Source organism: Mycobacterium sp. E1386 (genome assembly GCF_001672745.1).
GTDB lineage: Bacteria > Actinomycetota > Actinomycetes > Mycobacteriales > Mycobacteriaceae > Mycobacterium.
The window spans coordinates 17,233-33,462 of record NZ_LZKH01000213.1 but is presented as its reverse complement, the minus strand read 5'-3'; the positions used below and the strand labels follow the sequence as shown (position 1 = coordinate 33,462).

General features: G+C 63.9%; 15 protein-coding genes. 11 read left to right on the top strand and 4 right to left on the bottom strand.

What is annotated here, in order from left to right:
* The 8 genes from A5709_RS21940 (at window position 1) to A5709_RS21905 (ending at window position 7,896) form a co-directional block, all read left to right on the top strand.
* Complete coding sequence (locus A5709_RS21940; protein ID WP_068009079.1) at window positions 1–1,419, top strand: aldehyde dehydrogenase family protein; 1,419 nt, start codon at window positions 1–3, stop codon at window positions 1,417–1,419.
* Entirely contained in the window at window positions 1,416–2,192 is a 777-nt protein-coding gene (locus A5709_RS21935) for a crotonase/enoyl-CoA hydratase family protein (RefSeq protein WP_068122418.1), read from the top strand. The genes A5709_RS21940 and A5709_RS21935 overlap by 4 nt, the downstream gene beginning before the upstream one ends.
* A complete protein-coding gene (locus A5709_RS21930) occupies window positions 2,192–3,328 on the top strand; it encodes an acyl-CoA dehydrogenase family protein (protein WP_068009107.1) in 1,137 nt (378 codons plus the stop codon). The genes A5709_RS21935 and A5709_RS21930 overlap by 1 nt, the downstream gene beginning before the upstream one ends.
* A gap of 47 nt (window positions 3,329–3,375) precedes the next feature.
* Window positions 3,376–4,362, top strand: a complete 987-nt coding sequence (locus A5709_RS21925; protein WP_068009104.1) for an acyl-CoA dehydrogenase — start codon at window positions 3,376–3,378, stop codon at window positions 4,360–4,362.
* Window positions 4,363–4,431: 69 nt separating this feature from the next.
* Window positions 4,432–4,917: a nuclear transport factor 2 family protein gene (locus A5709_RS21920; protein ID WP_068009083.1), complete on the top strand. Its 486-nt coding sequence runs from the start codon at window positions 4,432–4,434 to the stop codon at window positions 4,915–4,917.
* Window positions 4,914–5,786: an SDR family oxidoreductase gene (locus tag A5709_RS21915; protein ID WP_068009086.1), complete on the top strand. Its 873-nt coding sequence runs from the start codon at window positions 4,914–4,916 to the stop codon at window positions 5,784–5,786. Before A5709_RS21920 ends, A5709_RS21915 begins: the two co-directional genes overlap by 4 nt.
* A gap of 1 nt (window position 5,787) precedes the next feature.
* Window positions 5,788–6,732 (top strand): alpha/beta hydrolase, encoded by a 945-nt coding sequence (locus A5709_RS21910; protein WP_068009088.1) that lies wholly within the window; start codon window positions 5,788–5,790, stop codon window positions 6,730–6,732.
* Window positions 6,733–6,819: 87 nt separating this feature from the next.
* Entirely contained in the window at window positions 6,820–7,896 is a 1,077-nt protein-coding gene (locus A5709_RS21905) for a hypothetical protein (protein WP_068009091.1), read from the top strand.
* Between the two features lie 119 nt (window positions 7,897–8,015).
* On the opposite strand, the gene A5709_RS21900 is transcribed toward A5709_RS21905, so the two are convergent.
* Complete coding sequence (locus A5709_RS21900) at window positions 8,016–8,615, bottom strand: TetR family transcriptional regulator (RefSeq protein WP_231987038.1); 600 nt, start codon at window positions 8,613–8,615, stop codon at window positions 8,016–8,018.
* Window positions 8,616–8,924: 309 nt separating this feature from the next.
* On the opposite strand from A5709_RS21900, the gene A5709_RS21895 reads away from it, so the two are divergent.
* The gene (locus A5709_RS21895; RefSeq protein ID WP_067277064.1) at window positions 8,925–9,833 is read left to right on the top strand and encodes a hypothetical protein; all 909 of its coding nucleotides are present in this window, start codon (window positions 8,925–8,927) and stop codon (window positions 9,831–9,833) included.
* A 351-nt stretch (window positions 9,834–10,184) separates the two neighbouring features.
* On the opposite strand, the gene A5709_RS21890 is transcribed toward A5709_RS21895, so the two are convergent.
* Window positions 10,185–11,327 (bottom strand): Rieske 2Fe-2S domain-containing protein, encoded by a 1,143-nt coding sequence (locus tag A5709_RS21890; RefSeq protein ID WP_068009095.1) that lies wholly within the window; start codon window positions 11,325–11,327, stop codon window positions 10,185–10,187.
* 103 nt (window positions 11,328–11,430) lie between these two features.
* Here A5709_RS21890 and A5709_RS21885 point away from each other — a divergent pair, with 103 nt between their 5' ends.
* Window positions 11,431–13,134, top strand: coding sequence for a 3-ketosteroid-delta-1-dehydrogenase (locus A5709_RS21885; protein WP_197520215.1), 1,704 nt, complete (start codon window positions 11,431–11,433; stop codon window positions 13,132–13,134).
* Here A5709_RS21885 and A5709_RS21880 read toward each other — a convergent pair.
* Window positions 13,131–13,805, bottom strand: a complete 675-nt coding sequence (locus tag A5709_RS21880) for a PadR family transcriptional regulator (protein WP_067752631.1) — start codon at window positions 13,803–13,805, stop codon at window positions 13,131–13,133. The two genes, A5709_RS21885 and A5709_RS21880, sit on opposite strands and share 4 nt — an antisense overlap.
* A 303-nt stretch (window positions 13,806–14,108) precedes the next feature.
* Between A5709_RS21880 and A5709_RS21875 the strand changes: the two genes are divergently transcribed.
* Window positions 14,109–14,684 carry a PaaI family thioesterase gene (locus A5709_RS21875; protein ID WP_068009101.1) on the top strand — a complete coding sequence of 192 codons (576 nt, stop codon included), beginning with the start codon at window positions 14,109–14,111 and terminating at the stop codon, window positions 14,682–14,684.
* 267 nt (window positions 14,685–14,951) lie between these two features.
* On the opposite strand, the gene A5709_RS21870 is transcribed toward A5709_RS21875, so the two are convergent.
* A complete protein-coding gene (locus tag A5709_RS21870) occupies window positions 14,952–16,223 on the bottom strand; it encodes an amidohydrolase family protein (RefSeq protein WP_082974337.1) in 1,272 nt (423 codons plus the stop codon).
* Window positions 16,224–16,230: the final 7 nt, after the last annotated feature.

The following is a 16,230-nucleotide window of genomic DNA, read 5'->3' as shown; positions in this document are numbered from 1 at the left end:
ATGCATGACTACGCCAGGAAGACTTTGTTTATCGGCGGCGAGTGGATCACGCCGGCCGGCAGGGACCTCATCGAGGTGATCGACCCCTCGACAGAACAGGTCATTGGCACGGTTCCCGCAGGTAACGAAGCCGACGTCGATGCGGCGGTTTCCGCGGCACGGCGCGCCTTTGACCCGCTGATCAGTGTCGCCGAGCGCCGCCAGCGCGTCGCGGCGGTGATCGCTGCCATGGAAAAGCGTCTGCCGGATATCGCCGAGACGATCACCCGGGAAATGGGTGCGCCGGTGCGCATCGCGCAGACCGTGCAGACGCAGGTCCCGCTGGCGGTGGCCCGCGGATTCGCTGCCGTTCTTGATGGTTTCGAGTTCGAAGAACGAGTGGGGAACTCGCTGATCCTGCGCGAACCCTACGGCGTGGTCGGCGCAATCACGCCCTGGAACTATCCGCTGTATCAGGTGGTCGCCAAGGTGCTCCCGGCGATCGCGGCCGGTTGCACGGTGGTTCTCAAACCCAGCAATGAAGCACCGTTGTCGGTGTTCGAGTTCGTCGAGGCCCTCGAGGAGGCCGGTCTGCCCGCCGGTGTGGTGAACCTGGTTTCGGGGCGCGGTGCGCGGATCGGCGAGCGCATCGCCGCCCATCCCGAAATCGACTTCGTCTCGTTCACCGGTTCCACGGGCGTCGGAGCCCGCGTCGGGGAGTTGGCCGGGCGGTCGGTGAAGAAGGTCGCGCTTGAACTTGGCGGCAAGTCAGCCAATGTCATCCTCCACGACGCCGACCTGGCGACCGCGGTGAAGGTCGGAGTCGGCAACGCGTTCCTCAACGGCGGCCAGACCTGCATGGCCTGGACACGGATGCTGGTGCCCCAGTCCCGCTACGGCGAGGCCCTGGCGCTGATCGAGGCCGCCGTGTCGAAATACACCGTGGGCGATCCGCGCGACCCGGCGACCCGAATCGGACCCTCGGCGTCGGCGGGCCAGTTCGAAACCGTGCGGGGTTTCATCGAACGCGCCCAACGCGACGGTGCGCGCCTGCTCACCGGGGGCGCCGAGCCGATCCGCGAGGTCGGCTACTACGTCGCACCCACGGTGTTCGCCGACGTCGACCCGGATTCCGAACTCGGCCAAGAAGAGATCTTCGGTCCCGTCCTGGCTGTCATCCCGTTTACCGACGATGCCGACGCCCTGCGCATCGCCAACGGCACCCCATACGGCCTCTCGGGCGCGGTGTGGGCGGCCGACACCGACCGGGCCATCGCCTTTGCGCGCGGCGTGCAGACCGGCCAGCTCGACATCAACGGCGGCAAGTACAACCCGGTGGCACCGTTCGGCGGCTACAAGAAATCCGGCATCGGACGTGAACTCGGCCGCGCCGGATTCGAAGAGTACTTGCAGACCAAGTCCCTGCAGCTGCCGGCATGAGCGTGCCTCTCGATATCGCGACCAGCGGACCCACGCAGGTATGGACGATCGACCTGCCGCACCTCGGCAACGCGATCACCGACAAAGCGTTCATCTCCGCGTTCGAGGCCGCAGTCGATAATGCCAACGCCGACACCAATATTCGTGCGGTGATCCTCACCGGACGCGGCAAGATCTTCTCCGCCGGCGGCAACGTCAAAGAGATGGCCGACCGAGACGGCATGTTCGGCCTGGACGCTCGGGCCCAACGGCACGCCTACATCGACGGCATCCAACGGATCCCGCGGGCACTGGCCCGCCTCGAGGTTCCGCTGATCGCAGCAGTCAATGGGCCGGCCATTGGCGCCGGTTGCGATCTGGCGATGATGTGCGACATCCGAGTGGCCTCTGAGCGGGCGTCCTTCGCCGAGAGCTTCGTACAGCTCGGCCTAATCCCCGGCGATGGGGGCACCTGGTTTCTGCCGCGGGCGGTGGGCTCCGAGCGGGCCGCCGAGATGACCTTCACCGGTGACCGCATCGACGCGGCGACCGCCCTGCAGTGGGGCATGGTCAGCCGGGTGGTGCCCCACGACGACCTGCTCTCCCACGCGCACGCGTTGGCCGAGCGGATCGTCAAGAACCCGCCGCACGCGCTGCGGATGGCCAAACGGTTGCTGCGAGAATCGCAGACGGCGTCACTGGACACCACGCTGGGGATGGCCGCAGCGATGCAGCCGCTGGCTCACCGCGATCCCGAACATGAACGGCGTATCGCGAAGTGGAAGACGACCTGATGGCGCTACCCCGGTTGGTGCCACCGGCCGCCGTCGATCCATCGACGCAGGCGCTACGCGCGGAGGTCCGTCAGTTTCTCGCCGACCAACGCGCCGCGGGCGCCTTCACCCCGTCGGTAGACGCCTGGCTCACGGGGTGGGACGAGACTTTCACTGCCGCCCTGGCGGCGCGCGGCTGGATCGGTATGACGGTGCCCGTCGAGTACGGCGGACACGGGCGCACATTTCTGGAACGGTTCGCGGTCACCGAGGAGCTGCTGGCCGCCGGCGCACCGGTCGCCGCGCACTGGATCGCCGACCGCCAGGTCGTGCCTTCGCTGCTGAAATACGGCACCGAATTGCAGAAGTCGCAATTTCTGCCCCGGATCGTACGTGGCGAATGCTTCTTCGCCATCGGCATGAGCGAACCCGATTCCGGTTCCGATCTGGCCAGTGTGCGCACCCGCGCCGTGCGCGTGGAGGGCGGTTGGTCGCTATCGGGCACAAAGGTTTGGACATCGGGCGCACACCGCGCCCACGCCTTCATCGTGCTTGCCCGCACTGCACCAGTGAAGCCAGACCAGCGCCATGCTGGGCTCAGCCAGTTCATCGTCGACCTACGAGGTGCGGGGGTGCAGGTCGGTCCGATCATTTCGATGAACGGCGCCCACCACTTCAACGAGGTGATCCTCGACCAGGCATTCGTGCCCGACGCGATGGTGTTCGGTGACGTCGGCGCCGGCTGGACGCAGGTGACATCCGAGTTGAGTTTTGAGCGCAGCGGACCCGAACGCTTCCTCTCTACTTTCGTTCTGCTCGCAGCGACCACTGCCAACATGGCGACCCAGCGCATCTCGCGAGATGAGAGCCTCGGGCGCCTGGTGGCCCGGGTCGCCGGCCTGCACCAGATGTCGACCGCTGTCGCCGGCGCCCTGGAGCGCCGCGAGCCCGCTGACGTGGCCGCGGCGGTGGTCAAGGTGCTGGGCACCACTGTCGAAGGTGACGTCGCCGACTTCGCTGACCGGCACGGCGGCGTCGATGCGGCATCCTCGGAGCTGATAGCCGCCGCGGTGGACCAGCGCCCCGGCTTTACCCTGCGTGGCGGAACCAACGAGGTGTTGCGCGGTGTGATTGCCCGCGGATTGGGGATCCGTTGACAACCTCACCGATCGACGGGTCCCCGGTGGACCCGGCCCTGATCGACATGATGCGCGCGGTATTCGGCGCGTACCGCACAACGCAGTCATCCGTCGCCACTGTCGATCGTGACGCCCAGCTATGGCGCCAGCTTGACGAGCTCGGACTGGTGCGCCTCACCGGCCCCGAACACTCCGGTGGCAGCGGCGCCGGCTGGCACGAAGCGGCCGAGCTGCTCACCGTCGCTGTTCAGCACGGCGCGCGAATCCCATTGGCCGAGCACGATTTATTGGCGTGCTGGCTGCTGGAGGCCAGCGGATCGCCATGCGACGACGCGGTGCGGACCGTGTGCCTGCTCGATGCCCAGGGTGCCGCGAGGGGCGTGCCCTGGGCGTCTCGCGCCCAACAGATCGTGGTCATCTGGCAGCGGGGCGGCGAGTATCACGCCGCCGACGTCAATGCCGAGTCGTTGGATATCACGCCCGGCGCCAATGCGATTGGCGAGCCACGGGATATCGTCGTCGCCGACCCCGCCGGCTGGTGCGGTGTTCCCCTCGAGGCGAGTGTGGTCGACCAGCTGCGGCTGAAATCGGCCTTGGTGCGCGCGGTGCAAGTGTGTGCGGCGCTGGACCGGATTCTGGAGCTTTCGATCGAGCACGCGAGCTCACGCGTCCAGTTCGGTCGACCCCTTTCGCGATTTCAGGCCGTGCAGAACATGATCGCCGACATCGCCGCGCAGGCGGCTCTGGCGCGATCGGCCACCGAGGCGGCGCTGACGGCGGCGGTCACTAGCGCGTGGTCGGCTTCCAACCTCGCCTTCCTCATAGCGGTGGCACGTTCGTGTGTGGGCCAGGCCGCCTCCGTGGTGGTGCGTAACGCTCACCAGGTTCATGGCGCGATCGGCACCACACGGGAGCACCGGCTACACGAGTTCACCCGGCCCGCCCTGGTGTGGCGGGGGGAGTTCGGATCCGTGCAATATTGGGACGAACAGGTCACGTCGGCCGCGCTTGGGGCGGGAGCCGCCGGGCTATGGAGCCTGATCGGCGGCTGAGCATGGACGGTGTTCCACTCAACGGGCGCCGGGGTGTTAGCGGGGCCACAGCCGGGATTGACTGTGGGCATGAGCAACGACATCACGCTGTCGGAACTGCAGGAGTTCATCGCCGCCTTCTGGTACCACTACGACGAAGCCAACTATGACGAGCTGGCCGCCAGCTACGCCCACGATGTGCACTACCTGACCCGAAGCGACAGTGGCGCAAGTCCTTTCGAGGAACTGATGTCGCCCGAACTCGACACTCGTGACGCGGTCATCGAGTGGCTGTCCGAGCATCGCAAACAAAGCCCCTACCCGCTGCGTCACCACGCCACCAACGTGCACCGCACCGGCACCGATAGCGGCGTAACCCGCGCCCGCTTTTACATCTTCGTCAATCAGATCGCCAACTTCGTGCCGTTCGCGGTGTCCAGCGGGGTGGTCAACGTCGGCGTGCGCCGAGGCCCCAATGGGCTGGAGTTCACCGATATGGACGTCGTACTGGATGCCACCAACTCCGTGCTGCTATCCGAACTGCACAGCGACACCGCCACCGCGTCGCAACCATGACCGTTCAAGAGCTCTTCTCTGGCGGCGTCGCCGTCATCACCGGTGCCGGCTCGGGCTTTGGTGCCGGCATGGCCCGATACGCCGGCAAATTGGGCATGACCGTGGTGCTCACCGATGTCGATGCGCACAGCATCACCGCCCTGCGCCAGGAGCTCACCGCCGCAGGAAGCACCGCGGTCGATATGGTCTGCGACGTAAGGGATCCCGTCGCCATGCAAGAGCTCGCCGACAAGACCTATCGCGATGTCGGGCCGGTGCGGTTGCTGGTGAACAATGCCGGAATTGAACAGTTCGGCTACCTGTGGGACACCCCGGTGGTCAACTGGCAGCGGATCGTCGACATCAACATCAGCGGGGTCTTCTACGGCATCCGCGCGTTTCTGCCGCGAATGATGGCGAGCCCTGAGCAGGCGTGGGTGTGGAATGTGTCGTCTGTTGGTGGGGTCGTCGCGATGCCATTGCAAACGCCCTACATTGTGAGCAAGCATGCGGTGCTGGCGATGACCGAGTGTCTCGACCTAGAAGTACAGTCCAGCGGGCACGACCACCACATTCATGTCCAGGCGGTGCTGCCCGGCCCGGTGCTGTCCAACATTTTCGAATCAGCCGGCGGCGTCGACGGCAATGAGGCAACCGACGTCGCGGCCGCCGAGGCACACCGTACGGCCATGCTCGACCTGAAGGCCGACGCGATGGACCCGCTGACAGCTGCCGCGGTGGTGTTCGAGCAAGCCGCGAAAGGCGGTTTCTATCTGCTCACCCATCCAGACTACGTTCGGTCGGCGATGCAAGAGCGTGCCAATACCCTTGCGTCCCAACAGGCGCCGGTATTGCGCACCGAGCGCCGGTTCGACCCCGCGCGGCATTAACGTGCCCACTCCCCCGCTGGATCCCGACGCCGCCGCCCGAGTCGCGTCGTTCGGTACGATCCCGCCGATGCGCCAACGCGGCCTAGCCGCGGTGCGGGCCGCGATCGAATCCGCGCCGCTGCCCGAGGCAATGCCACAGATGGACAGCGTCACCGACGTCACCATCCCGGGGCCAGCCGGGCCGATACCCGCGCGGATCTACCGTCCCACCACAGATTCCCACACACCCGTGCTGGTGTATTTCCACGGCGGCGGCCTGGTCATGGGCTCCAACCACTCGTTCGAACCGCTGGCCCGCGCGCTCGCCTCGGCGTCGATGTCCACCGTTGTCGCCGTCGACTACCGCCTGGCCCCGGAAGCGGCACCCCCGGCGCAGTTCGACGACGCCTACGCCGCCACTGAATGGGTATCACGCCGAGCCGCGGAGCTACGCGTCGACGCCAACCGGCTCGCAGTGATCGGCGACAGCGCCGGAGGTTCGTTGGCGGCCGCGGTTGCACTGGCCGCGCGTGACCGCCGCGGTCCGGCGATCTGCGCGCAGGTGCTGCTGTACCCGGGCCTGGATCGCGACATGACGGCCCCGTCGGTCGCTTCGACGGCCGACGCGCCGCTCCTCACCCGCGACGACATCGACTACATGCACGCACTTGCCGACGGAGATGCCGGGCCGCCCGAGGACCCGTTCCTGGTTCCCGCCTACGCCTCCGACCTTTCTGGGCTGCCGCCCGCGATCGTGGTCACCGGTGGCTGCGATCCAATCCGGGACTGGGGTGAACGATACGCGGCCCGGCTGCGGGACGCCGAAGTTCAGACCACCCTCACCCGCTATCCGGGTACCTACCACGGCTTTCTGATGTACCCCGACGCGACCGCCCGCGGCCGACTCGCCATCGCCGAAATCGGCGCGGCATTGGGCGCCAAGTTCGCCAATCCGCTCCCATTTTGACGTCCCGATCACCGGACACGCGTCGACCGTACGACGACGGTGCCGGAGACAATCCCACCAATCCAAACATGCAGAAGGAGACCGCTGATGCTTACGGATGAGCGCCGGATGGAGCTTTCCAACGTTTTGCGGCCCGCCGCCCCGCCGCGCGAAATCGACAACGTCTACACCGCCGACCAACGCGAGCGGCTGCTCAATGTCGTACACGCGCACGGTCCTTGGAAGCTGATCATCGCCCAACACTTCGCGTCGGCCGACGAATTGATGGCCACCATGAGCGGTGCCTTTCCCGAGGGATTCACTCCGTCGCTGGACCTCTTTCTGACGCCAACATTCCGCGGCTACCTGGCCAACTACGGGGCCATCCTGTACCCGGAGCTGCACGACTGCTTCTACAACGCCACGTTCCTCGAGCACGCGAAGAGCTACTGGAACGCCGAGTACGCCAAGCCTGAGATGATGCTGTTCAACATCAACGGCCCCTGCGCCAACCGCGATCCCGGCCATCTGGACTCGCCGAGCTTTCGCGGTGTACGCCACGAGAACGCCCCCACCTGGCTGTGCAGCGTGATGGGCAAGTCGGGCCTGTTCACCGACTACCTCATCAAAATGGCTCAGGTCATCACCTGGTTCTCCCTCGACGAGGGGTCCGGTTTTACCTATTGGCCCGACGGCCCACTCAAGGCACCCTCCCGGGTCTTGCCGCCGATCAACAACCGCGGAGTGGTCGTTCAGAACGAGATGATGGTGCACCGCGGAGAAGCCAACGGGCCGCTGGAACAACAGATTCCGCCGGGGCTGGCCTTCGACACCGTCTTCGCCGGCGACCCGGCCGACCCCGACCACTGGCTTCTGAAGAACGGCGACGACGTCATCGCCCGTCACCACACCGACGAGTTGCGTTTCCTGGTCCACTGGTCCGCCGAAGTGTTCTCCGACTTCGAGGAACTCAAAAAGAACATGGACGGCTCCGACGACATCACGATCGAACGGGCCATCGGCATCATGATCGACGACCTCAAGGGCAAGGGCATCAAGCTCGACACTCCCAGCGATCCCCTGCACGACCCTGGATTCATTGCCGCGCTTAATGCTGCCTACGACCTCGGCGGACCCACTACCTATCCAGAAGAAGCGCCACTGAGTGCGTTCCAATTGGCTTAAGCACGGAAAGCGCAGCATCAAGGATCATTTCGGCGAATCCCGGGGTGGTGGGACAACGAAATGTCCCGAGAGCCACACGACGTTGGACCTATCCTGATCGACCGACCGTGAACTGCGGCTCAGACACCCGGGCACGCTAGCGTTCCTACGATCATCTGCATGGCGGATCGCAACGCGGATTGCAGGGCGGCGAAATCGCCGTGCTGGACCCAGTGGACGTAGGCGTGCCGACACGCTTGAACCACCAGCTGGGCAGGCAGCTCTCGGGTGAATGGGTCATCGCTTAGATCGAACCGGGCGGCAAGGAACTCGGTGATGGAAGCGATAAGGTCTTGTCCCCAGTCCAGCCACCGCAATCGGTATTGGGGATCGCTGATCATCATCGCCATGAACCTGCGATCGATCTCCATCCGGCCCCGCCGGAGAACTTCGGTGCTGAATGCCGCAACGAGGACCTCGACGGTATCGCTGTCCGGTGCTGCGTCACGCAGGGTCTCGATGCTCAGCCTGCCGAATTCACGGAATAGCGGCATAACGACGTCTTCTTTGACCGGGAAGTACCGGTGAAACGTCCGCGGCGCAATGCCCACCGCTTCGCAGATCCGCTCGACGGTCGCCGAGGTAGACCCGTCGGCGAGAAAAGTGTCGCGGGCAGCTAGCGCGATGTGCATCCGAAGATCCTCGGCGCGGCGCTCCGCGTGCGTCGCCGGACTGCTCACCAGCCTTGCCTCACTTCCTCGCCACACGAACTGCACGTCAATCCTAACCGCGGCAATCCCTTGACTGATGTGCTCGGACCTGCGACGGCATCCCGCTGAGCGGGATCGCGATGGTGACCCACACCCCTGCGGACTAACATCGTTTTGTCAGATTCTGCCATTCATGTCGCAATCTGACACACCACCGCAGTGACGTGCCGCCCAACAGTGGCCCTTTGACAGGTATGCGATGGCCCGCCCCCAGGCGGGCTGAACCACCCAGCCAACGAGGTCACGACGCCAGCCGAGCCCAATTGAGGAGAAACCCCGATGACCACTGAGACCGAAGAACTCAACTATGACGACTACACCCATGACTTCATGGGGAAGGTCGGCAACGTCCAAGACTTTTCCCGCGATTTCCTCATGGGCCTAGCGCGAGTGTTCGAAGACGTCTTGAACTTCATGCCCTACGCCCATGTCAAGATCTACTCGGAGAAGGTCGGCATTAGCGCGGCCATGGACGTCGCCGCGGAGCTGTCGCGGGCGGGGATGCGCCAAGTGATGCCGATGGGGCGCTACATCGCCCCTCCGGGTTGGGACTGGAAAAACGCTCAATACCAAGCGATTCCCTTTGATGTTCAGACTGAGGACCTGACCAAGCCGGCCCTGATACGTCTGATCAAAACCTATTGGGACCAGTACCTCAAAGGACACAACTATTTCATCGACCAGTGGACCAAGATCCTCCCTGAGGAGGAGGTCTGGCTCGGGCTTCCCGACATGTATCAACTCATCATCGATTACCAATACCCCAAACTGGCCAGAGTGTTCAAGATCGAGCCAGTGCACGTGGTGGATTTTCTCAAGTTGGCCTGCCTGAGCATCGATGGCACGCTCGGGTACGGCGGCGAGTACATCGTGTACAACCCCGATCACGTGGTGCTCAACATGCGTCGGTGCGAAGTGCTGCAGAAGTACACCGACGAAGGCCTCTACCCACCGGCACGGGCCTGGATGAACTGCACTTTTGAGCAGCGAATCTCAGCCCCGTTCTTTCCTGGGTGCAAACTCGACATCAACTTGCCGCCAAAGGATTTCAAGTTTGCCCAAGGAGAACCATTCTGCGTGTGGACGTACACGCGCGGTGAAGCAAACCATAAGGCGGCCGCGGCCGCCCCTGATCCCAGAGCCAGCGCGATGAAGAAGATCCCCATCATGCCGGTGTCATCGACTTAGGAAGCGGCGTGGTCGCGGATCCTCGGCCAAGAGTTGCGAGGCCCGGCCGTCATGCCGACGTTCCGGCGCTTCCATCGACGATCGTAAGCGTGCCGGCACGCACGGCATCCGTGATCGACTCAGTCAGAGCCGAGCATGACAGGAACAGATCACAACGTCCATATGGCGCTAATTGTGCAGCAGCGGAACGCTCCTCACAGCAGGCCAGGGCCGAGGCTGTCCACTGCACGCTCGTCTGGTTCCAGCTGCTTTTACGGACGTGCACTCGCGCTCGACAGCGCCGACATGCCACGGACATCATGGGCATGTCGGCGAGGCGCTCGTCCTCTCTCACAAGCGAAGCCACCGTCATCACACCGAGTCTTTGGCGGTAGCCTGCGCAGCGATATTGGACTCGACCACCTTCATCCAGGCCTCGTACGGACGGGTGGTGTCGAGCTCAAACTCGAAGCGGTCCACCATATCCGGTTGGACATCGGCGACATCGACGTAGAACTGTTCGTACCATCGACGTAGTTGGTAAACCGGGCCGTCTTCTTCGACCAAGAGCGGATTATCGATGCGCGCCTTGTGCCGCCAGATCTGCACATCTTGTTCGAAACCGAGTTTGACGAAGTCGCCCAGGGCGACCGCAGTCTGCACCGCGACATCATCGGGTAGCGCCTCGGATTTCTTGACGATGATGCCGTACTGCAGCACAAAGGAATTCGCGTCAACTGGGTAATGACAATTGATCAAGACGGTGTGGTGGTCACCATCCGCGTAGTGATAAGTCAGGTCGTCGACCATGAATGATGGTCCATAGTAAGACGCCACCGATGTTGTGCCGAGCAACTGAGGACCTTCTGTGCCACCCAGGTCGGGTCGGCCCGCACTGTTCATGTACTGGGTAGCCACGTGCCCTTCGAAGATGTTCTTGAAATGGGTCGGCAGGGACCCGTGGATATAGAAGAAGTGGGCCATGTCCACGACGTTGTCGATGATTTCGCGGCAGTTTGTGTTCACGACCGTCGTGTACCAGTGCCAATCGGTCCACTCGTCGCTAGCGGCGCCCTCGATACGCGGGATCGCGACCTCAGGTGGGGGCGGTTTGCGCTCGGGATCGTTCCACACAAAGAGCATGCCGTCCTGCTGCAGGGTGGTCCACGCTTGGGTGCGGGCCAGCTTGGGTGTGCGTTTGCTGTAGGGCACCAGCTTGCAGCGTCCGTCACCACCCCAGCGCCAGTCATGGAACGGGCACGCCACCTCGTTGCCCTTGACCTCACCTTGCGACAGGTCACCTCCCATGTGGCGGCAGTAGCCGTCGAGGACATTGACCTGTCCATCACCGCCGCGAAATACCACCAGCTTCTGGCCGAAAGCATTGATTGCGTGCGGCTTGCCGTCACTGAAGTCTTTGATCAGACCTAGGCAATGCCAGCCGCGGGCGAATCGAGTTGGCGCAGCATCGGCCTCGATCAGCCGAACTTCGCCGGCTTCGGACTGCGAATTCATGGGCGCCATTCAACTCCGACTGACCGGCAGGTGGAGGGCACGTGTTCCACTGATCAGGACGCCTCTTCCCGCCAAGCGGCCCGGCCGCTTACCGTTACCAGGCGTGACAACGCACAGCACGACGATTCCTGCTGGACTTCCCGTGTCCGACACGACGGTGGACCTACTCGTGATCGGTTCGGGAACCGGCATGGCCGCAGCACTCGCCGCCCACGACCGGGGGCTCTCCGTGCTGATCGTCGAGAAGTCCTCGTACGTGGGTGGTTCGACGGCACGTTCCGGTGGCGCGCTGTGGCTGCCCGCGGGCCCAGTGCTGCAGCGGGCCGGTGCCAACGACACCGCCGAGCGCGCCGCTACCTATCTTGACTCCGTTGTTGCGGGCTCAGCCCCACCTCCGCGTTCCGCGGGATTTTTGACACATCTCTCCGCGACCGTCGAGCTGCTGGAGCGTACGACTCCGATGCGGTTGTTCTGGGCCCGGGAATACTCCGACTACCACCCCGAAGAGCCCGGCGGCAGCGCAGCTGGGCGTACCTGCGAGTGCCGGCCCCTAGACACTGCCGTCCTGGGCGAATATCGCGGCCGGCTGCGGCCCGGGGTCATGGAGTCCGGTTTCTCTATCCCGACAACGGGGGCGGATTATCGTTGGCTCAACCTGGTTGCGCGGGTGCCGCGCAAGGGAATTCCGACCCTCGCGAAGCGAGTGGCCCAGGGTCTGGGTGGCCGCCTGCTTGGCCGGCACTACGCCGCGGGCGGCCAAGCCCTGGCAGCCGCCCTCTTCGCCGGTGTGTTGCGCGCTCAGATCCCGGTGTGGACCGACACCACCTTGCTGCGTCTGGTCGGCGACGACGACCGCGTCAGCGGTGCGGTTGTCGGCCATGGTGGCCGTGAAGTGACCATCACGGCCAGGCACGGGGTGGTGCTGGCCACCGGCGGCTTTGACCACTGCATGGAGATGCGCTGGAAATTTCAGTCCGAGTCACTCGAGCCCAACGTCAGCCTGGGCGCCGACTCAAATACCGGCGAGGGGATCCGCGTCGCCCAAGAACTCGGCGCAGACATCGATCTGATGGACCAGGCTTGGTGGTTTCCCGCGATCGCGCCGCTGCCGGGCAAGGCGCCCGCGGTCATGCTCGCAGAGCGATCACTTCCGGGCTGCCTCATCGTCAACCAAAATGGGCATCGATTCGCCAACGAGTCGGCCGACTACATGTCGTTCGGTCAGCGATTGCTGGAACTCGAGCAGTCCGGGCAACCGGTAGAAGCAATGTGGATCATCTTCGATCAGCAATACCGCAACAGCTATGTCTTTGGCGCCGAACTGTTTCCGCGGATGCCCATTCCGCAGACCTGGTATGACGCGGGCATCGCGGTGCGCGCCGACAGCCTGCGCGAACTCGGCGCTCGGATCGGCGCTCCCACATCACCGTTCAACCAGACGATGACGCGCTTCAACGAAAGCGCTGCTTTTGGCGAGGATCCCGACTTCGGTCGCGGCCGCAGCGCCTATGACCGCTACTACGGTGACCCGACGATAACGCCGAATCCCAATCTGCGACCGTTGACCAAGGGCCCGTTCTACGCTGTGAAGATGGTGCTCAGCGACCTGGGTACCTGCGGTGGACTCAAGGCCGACGAGCGGGCACGGGTGCTGCGCGAAGACGGCGCTGTCATCACCGGGTTGTACGCCATCGGTAACACCGCCGCCAACGCGTTCGGAGCCACATATCCCGGCGCGGGCGCGACGATCGCCCAAGGGTTGGTATACGGCTACATCGCCGCCAGAGACGCCGCCGGTGGCGGTTAGTCGTCTCGGCGCTTGGCTTGGACCTGCTTTTCCACCTCACGCCAGTACCCGGGCGTGGGGCGCAATTTGCCCGATCCGCCTTTCGCCTTCTGCATGGAGCCGTCGGCCTCGTCGATTTCCTTCATCAGTTCCAGCGCAAACTCGCGCTCGGCGGCGTAGTACTTGGCCGCCCACCGCAGCGCGAGCACTGAGTAGGCCCAAGCCGGCTCGTCCTCGGCGCCTTCGGCGTCCTCGACAGCTTTGCGATGCCTGGCTTCGGCGTAGGCCACGTGGTCCTGCAACATTTCCTTGAGCCGAGCGGGGGTCGTCAGATGACCGAACGTCACGCGCATCAGCACGCTATGTTTGAGCACCGGCGGATCCACCGGGGCATTGTTGGTCCAGTCGGTGACGGCATCCAACCCGGCCGCGGTGATCTTGTAGAGCCGGCGGCTGCGGGTGCCCTCGTCACGTTCGATGCGTGATGTCACCAGCCCCAAGCTTTGGAGCTTCTTCAGCTCGGTATAGATCTGGCTGTTCGACGGGCTCCAGTAGTAGAGGTCAACGCTCCAGTCGATCCATTTTTTCAGGTCGTAGCCGGAGACTTCCTCTTCATAAGAGAGCATGCCCAGCAACGCCCAACTGGTGGCGGCAAGTGCCGACTTCACCGGCTTATCGCTGGGCTCGGCCATTTTGCCAGATTAACAGCACAGCCGAGATGTCCCTGTGCTATGCCCGCTGGACGGGACGCCACCTTCCGGACCGCGACCGCTCAATTCACGCTTGTTAGTCGATGACCACCGAAGTCACCAAGCGTCGACCCCATGCGCAGCGTCCCCCCGTTCTGCAGCGTGCGGCCCGCACCACGTCCGCTGCAACGCCAACAATCGGCGTGCCACGCCTAGGGGACGACGCGCCCCGGCTCGCGGTTCGCTGTCCGTGAGGGCGAAGACCTTGCCAGCGACACCGCCGACACCGGGGATTTGGGTATACCGATGACTGACCCCTCGTCTACATACGAGCTACTGGCCATTTCCGTTCGCAAACTAATCGACGCAACAATCCGAACGGAGTTGGAGCCCAACGCTATTGCCTCCACAACGGCCGAGATCGACGCAATCACAGGCCGACTGAGCGCCGAGCAGATACCTGGATCGTTCGGCGAGCGCACCCGCGCCGACGGGCAAAACGCGGCCTCAGGTAATGCGGTGATCGGAGTCCGCAACCCGTTGGCTCCCCCACTCGTGATTCACGAGGGAAACGGATTGGTTTGGTCGGAACTCGTCCTCGGTGCAGCCTATGAAGGACCGGCGGGTTACGTGCACGGCGGTGTCTGCGCGATGGTGTTGGACCATGTACTGGGCGCTACCGCCCACAAGCCAGGGCGGCCGGCCTACACCGGGACGCTGACCCTGCGCTACCACCGAGGAACCTCGCTACGAAAGCCTCTTCGCGCCGAGGCCTGGGTCGACCGCGTCGAAGGGGTCAAGACCTTCGCCGCTGGACAGCTCAGCGACAGCGATGGCGTAACCGTTTCAGCAGAAGGGGTTTTCATTCATCCGCGGGAGTAAGCAAAACATCGCCGATAGAGCACGCCTACGACCCATCCCAGACATCGCGTGTTGGAAAGTGCCGAGCCGGGCTGCCCCCATCATCATCTCTGACCGCGGATCTGACGAAACAAACCACCGCATAAGGCCTGAAAAGTTGCGCTTGAGTCAAGCACTGGGGTGCGTCTGAACAGCGCGCTGCGGAAGACCGCTCTCTTCAGTGGCCGGGGGCCTAACCCCGGGCAACTTTATGAACCGGCTTTTGGAGACTCTCGTATCAGGGCGCGATTACCGGCGTTGGGGAGCGAGGCGCTTCAACGCGAGTCCCCCCTCGAAGGGGCGGTAGCCGAACGCGGCCGGGGCACGGTACCCGGTGTCCTCAAGGGGGGTATGCACTTCAGCCACGGTCGGCCCGATCTCGGCTGCAATCGGCGCCAGTGCATCGAGGTCGAATCGGTACAGCCGGGCCGCGTTCTCCGCCAAAATTTTTCGGCACTCGCTTTCCGATCTGTTCTGTAGCGCCCACCGGATGGCCAGCCTGGATTGAGGAGTGAAGCCCTCCTCGTGCGGATAGTCGCTTCCCCATAGAATGTGGTCTGCACCCATGAAATCAATCATCACTGATTCAAAGGGCGCCAATTCGCTGGCCAGGTAGCAGTTCCGCTGGGCGTACTGACTCGGCGTGAGGGTAAGCCCATCGACCGAGGAACCACCGAACATGCCGTACGTGCGGTTGCCGGCTTCGGACTTCATCGTCGGGACCATCGCATCGAGCGTCATCAGTTGCTGCTGTACCCACAGTGTGCCCTGCTCTGTAGGGGCGAACCGTAGCGTGGGGTAACGCTCGAAAACCCCGGCCAGGATGAGATGGCCCAGGCTGCGCTGGGCCCACAGCGCCATTTCCGTGATGAGCACGGCGTTGGATGCCGGCTGATCCATGGGCATTGCCGGACTTCCCGGACCGCCGTGCTGCACGATCGTCAGATCCAGTTCGCTGCACAACTGCCAAATCGGCTCATACCGAGTGTGGAACAGCGGGGCGACATTGGGGTCGCCCGGCGATACTGGGGGCAGCAGCACTCCACCGAAGCAGCCTTGCTCGTTGCCCCAACGAATTTCGTCCAGCGCGGCGTCGACGTCGTTGGGGAATACCTGGATCAGTCCTCGCCGGCGTGCGGGTGCCAGCGAACAAAAATCGACCTGCCATCGGTTGTGCGCCTGCACGCCCGCCCAGCGGTGTTCGAACTCTGCTCGGTTCTGGGGCAACGAGATGGTGATGTTGGGAGACGTCGGAAAGAAGGGAGGAACAGTGTTGGGCAGCAACAGCTCTGCCGCAACCCCGTCAGCGTCCATCTCGGAAATACGCAACTCATGGTCCCAGTTGCGCTTTGCGGTAGCGATGATCAAGTCATCGAAAGGACTGGCATACGTCGTGGCCCACGCGTCGAAGTCGTCGTGGAACGCCTTCGGGAGGTACGGCTTGTATTCGAGGAGGTCGGCGCCGGCGTGGGTATCCGCAGAAATGACAGTGTAGCGGGACGGGGTCTCAGGGGTGGCCATCAATCAT

What these genes read in the sequence shown, in the direction of transcription:
- A5709_RS21935 (WP_068122418.1), top strand. Translation starts at nt 1,416, where the DNA reads ATGAGCGTGCCTCTCGATATCGCGACCAGCGGACCCACGCAGGTATGG.
- A5709_RS21915 (WP_068009086.1), top strand. Translation starts at nt 4,914, where the DNA reads ATGACCGTTCAAGAGCTCTTCTCTGGCGGCGTCGCCGTCATCACCGGT.
- A5709_RS21880 (WP_067752631.1), bottom strand. Translation starts at nt 13,805, where the DNA reads ATGGCCGAGCCCAGCGATAAGCCGGTGAAGTCGGCACTTGCCGCCACC.
- A5709_RS21870 (WP_082974337.1), bottom strand. Translation starts at nt 16,223, where the DNA reads ATGGCCACCCCTGAGACCCCGTCCCGCTACACTGTCATTTCTGCGGAT.
- A5709_RS21920 (WP_068009083.1), top strand. Translation starts at nt 4,432, where the DNA reads ATGAGCAACGACATCACGCTGTCGGAACTGCAGGAGTTCATCGCCGCC.
- A5709_RS21890 (WP_068009095.1), bottom strand. Translation starts at nt 11,327, where the DNA reads ATGAATTCGCAGTCCGAAGCCGGCGAAGTTCGGCTGATCGAGGCCGAT.
- A5709_RS21930 (WP_068009107.1), top strand. Translation starts at nt 2,192, where the DNA reads ATGGCGCTACCCCGGTTGGTGCCACCGGCCGCCGTCGATCCATCGACG.
- A5709_RS21905 (WP_068009091.1), top strand. Translation starts at nt 6,820, where the DNA reads ATGCTTACGGATGAGCGCCGGATGGAGCTTTCCAACGTTTTGCGGCCC.
- A5709_RS21875 (WP_068009101.1), top strand. Translation starts at nt 14,109, where the DNA reads ATGACTGACCCCTCGTCTACATACGAGCTACTGGCCATTTCCGTTCGC.
- A5709_RS21895 (WP_067277064.1), top strand. Translation starts at nt 8,925, where the DNA reads ATGACCACTGAGACCGAAGAACTCAACTATGACGACTACACCCATGAC.
- A5709_RS21925 (WP_068009104.1), top strand. Translation starts at nt 3,376, where the DNA reads ATGATGCGCGCGGTATTCGGCGCGTACCGCACAACGCAGTCATCCGTC.
- A5709_RS21940 (WP_068009079.1), top strand. Translation starts at nt 1, where the DNA reads ATGCATGACTACGCCAGGAAGACTTTGTTTATCGGCGGCGAGTGGATC.